Below are 794 nucleotides of genomic sequence, written 5' to 3'. Positions count from 1 at the left end.
AGTAACTTGGCTCAGCAGGTCTGCAGGCGGCTGGCCGGCGCCCGTAAAGTTGCCCGACAGAAAAACCGCCCCGTCAAAGCGTTCAAAGGGGGCTTCGCTACCTACGATTCACGTATCTTTTCGTTCCGCGAGAAAGACTGGACGGTGTCGCTGACCACGGTGGAAGGCCGAGAACGCTTTGAGCTGGCGATTGGCCGTTACCAGAGAGAACAGTTGGCGGGCTCCAATCCAAAATCTGCCACTCTGGTCAAGCGCAAAGACGGTTCCTACTTCATTCAAATCTGTGTGGAAGCGGAGCCATCCCCACCTCAAGGCACGGATAGAGTGCTGGGCGTGGATTTGGGCAGGACGGATATTGCTCATACATCGGAAGGAGATAACTGGAATGGACAGCAGTTGAACAAAGTCCGAGACCATCACTCGCGGTTGAGGGCGGTACTTCAACGCAAAGCCAGTAAGGGCACCCGCAGTTCGCGGCGCAGATGCAGAGAACTGCTGCAACGGCTGTCTGGCAAGGAGAGACGCTTTCAGGCGTGGGTCAATCATCGCATCTCCAAAGCTATTGTCTCTAGGGCAAAAGCCACAAACAGCGCTATTGCTCTGGAAGACTTGACAGGGATCCGGGAAAGGGTCAATCAACAGCCACGCAGCAAAGCCGAACGGCGCAGGGCCAACAGTTGGGCGTTTTATCAACTCCGTCAATTTTTGGAGTACAAGGCTCTGCGTGCAGGGGTTGCTTTGATTCTTGTTCCGCCTGCCTACACGTCGCAGACCTGCCACCGGTGTTTGCACAT

Annotated in this window: 1 protein-coding gene; it reads left to right on the top strand. The window is 55.4% G+C overall.

All coding sequences use genetic code 11. The features are described 5' to 3' along the window. Positions 1-794 (top strand): RNA-guided endonuclease InsQ/TnpB family protein (locus tag NW820_RS13010; RefSeq protein ID WP_414407723.1); only part of this gene is annotated, 794 nt, incomplete at both ends.

Origin of the sequence: Synechococcus sp. R55.7, from assembly GCF_047461955.1 — a bacterium.
Lineage (GTDB): Bacteria > Cyanobacteriota > Cyanobacteriia > Thermostichales > Thermostichaceae > Thermostichus.
The sequence above is the reverse complement of the archived record's forward strand: the minus strand, read 5'-3'. Positions and strand labels throughout refer to the sequence as shown.